Source organism: Aeromicrobium sp. PFPM2_SD2, assembly GCF_057364525.1.
Window position 1 is genome coordinate 1 of sequence record NZ_JBNFNZ010000521.1, and the last position, 1,596, is coordinate 1,596.

At 72.9% G+C, this 1,596-nt stretch carries 2 protein-coding genes; both read right to left on the reverse strand.

Features of this window, described 5'->3' with window-relative positions; all coding sequences use genetic code 11:
* Nucleotides 1-91: 91 nt before the first annotated feature.
* Complete coding sequence (locus tag AC2W7G_RS15850) at nt 92-580, reverse strand: dihydrofolate reductase (RefSeq protein ID WP_485869287.1); 489 nt, start codon at nt 578-580, stop codon at nt 92-94.
* On the reverse strand, nt 577-1,392 hold the full coding sequence (locus tag AC2W7G_RS15855) for a thymidylate synthase (RefSeq protein WP_485869288.1): 816 nt from the start codon (nt 1,390-1,392) through the stop codon (nt 577-579). The genes AC2W7G_RS15850 and AC2W7G_RS15855 overlap by 4 nt, the downstream gene beginning before the upstream one ends.
* Nucleotides 1,393-1,596: the final 204 nt, after the last annotated feature.

The window sequence follows — 1,596 nt, forward strand, 5'->3', positions numbered from 1 at the left end:
GGCGCTCGCTGCGCGCCCGCGAGAAGGTCGCGCGGGCCGCGGGCGTCCACGGGGTCGCGGTGTGGCAGATCGGCTCGTCCGGCCGGCTGCGCTAGCGGCGCTCGTAGGTGGCGATCTCGTAGTCGGGCGTGCCGGCGTGCGAGGAGCGCGAGACCTCGCGCCACCTCGCGGCGTCGATCGGGCCGAAGGACGCGTCGCCCTCGGGGGCGAGCGGCACGTGGGTGACGACCATCCGGTCGACCAGCCCGGCGTCCAGCGCCTCGGCGTACACCTGCGCTCCCCCGACGAGGAACACCTCGTCGTCCAGGGCGGCCGCCGCGGCGAGCGCCTCGCGCAGGTCGTGGGTCACGACGACGTCGTCGTGACCGGGCTGCCAGTCGGCGCGCCGGGTGAGCACGACGGACGTGCGTCCGGGCAGCGGCCGGCCGATGGACTCGAAGGTGGCCCGGCCCATGACGACCGGGTGGCCCCAGGTCAGCTCCTTGAACTGGCGCATGTCGCCGGTGCGCGGCCACGGCATGCCCCCGTCGCGGCCGATGACGCCGTTCTCGCCGACCGCGACGACGATCGTGACCGTCATACGGCGATCGGGGCCTTGATCGCGGGGTGCGGGTCGTAGCCCTCGAGCCGGATCGAGTCCAGCGTGAAGCCGTCGATGTCGGTGACCCCCGGGTCGAGGTGCAGCGTCGGCAGCGGCCGCGGGTCGCGGGTCAGCTGCTCGCGCGCCTGGTCCAGGTGGTTGAGGTACAGGTGCGCGTCGCCGAAGGTGTGGACGAAGTCGCCGACGTCGTAGCCGCACACCTGGGCCACCATGTGGGTCAGCAGCGCGTACGACGCGATGTTGAACGGCACGCCGAGGAAGACGTCGGCGCTGCGCTGGTAGAGCTGGCACGACAGCCGCGGACGTCCGCCGTCGGTGGCCGGGGCGACGTAGAACTGGAAGAACGCGTGGCAGGGCGCGAGCGCCATCCGGGGCAGGTCGGCGACGTTCCAGGCGCTGACGATGTGCCGGCGCGAGTCGGGGTTGGCCTTCAGGTCGGCGATCACCGTGGCCAGCTGGTCGACGTGACCGCCGCCGGGCGTCGGCCACGAGCGCCACTGCGCGCCGTAGACCGGGCCGAGGTCGCCGGTCTCGGGGTCGGCCCACTCGTCCCAGATCGTCACGTCCTGCTCGCGCAGCGTGTTGTTGTTGGTGTCGCCGGCGATGAACCACAGGAGCTCGGCGAACACCGCGCGGGTGTAGATCTTCTTCGTCGTCACCAGCGGGAAGCCCGCGGTGAGGTCGAAGCGCATCTGGTGGCCGAAGACGCTGCGCGTGCCGGTGCCGGTGCGGTCGGACTTCTCGACCCCCTCGTCGAGGATCCGCTGGACGAGGTCGAGGTAGGCGCGCATGGCGTCAGGCTACGACAACGGGCCGACGGCCTGTGGGAGACTCACGCCCGTGACTGACGTGGGAGCCCGACTGGCCTGGCCGGACGACGCCCCGGTGCTCGGCGCCCTGCAGCTCGCGGGGTGGCGGCACGACTACGGCGACGCCCTGGGAGACGCACTCGACGGCCTGGGCGCCGACGACCTCGCGCGTCCGTGGGGCGTCCG

What these genes read in the sequence shown, in the direction of transcription:
- AC2W7G_RS15850 (WP_485869287.1), bottom strand. Translation starts at nt 580, where the DNA reads ATGACGGTCACGATCGTCGTCGCGGTCGGCGAGAACGGCGTCATCGGC.
- AC2W7G_RS15855 (WP_485869288.1), bottom strand. Translation starts at nt 1,392, where the DNA reads ATGCGCGCCTACCTCGACCTCGTCCAGCGGATCCTCGACGAGGGGGTC.